The organism is Nesterenkonia sp. K-15-9-6 (genome assembly GCF_052656005.1).
The window spans coordinates 1-232 of sequence record NZ_JBQYEY010000095.1 but is presented as its reverse complement, the minus strand read 5'-3'; the positions used below and the strand labels follow the sequence as shown (position 1 = coordinate 232).

The window sequence follows — 232 nt, the reverse complement described above, 5'->3', positions numbered from 1 at the left end:
TGTAGACGTGCATTCGCACATCATCAACGGCATCCCTGTAGCTCACTTGGCAACGCTGCTCAGGAACGGTGACATCAATGCCCATGCGTGTGAGCAAGTCACGCCAGCCCTTGGGCAAAAGCAACGCCCAACAGACAGAATTACGGCTCCGGACGCTTCACCAGATAATCGACTGTCTGCAGATGAGAGCGACCGACTCTTTCGCGTCGTGCATACGATCGTGGTGGCCGAG

At 56.0% G+C, this 232-nt stretch carries 1 protein-coding gene; it reads left to right on the top strand.

Features of this window, described 5'->3' with window-relative positions:
* Positions 1 to 232, top strand: a 232-nt coding sequence (locus tag SD455_RS16740; protein WP_445508766.1) for a hypothetical protein, incomplete at both ends; no start/stop codon positions are given.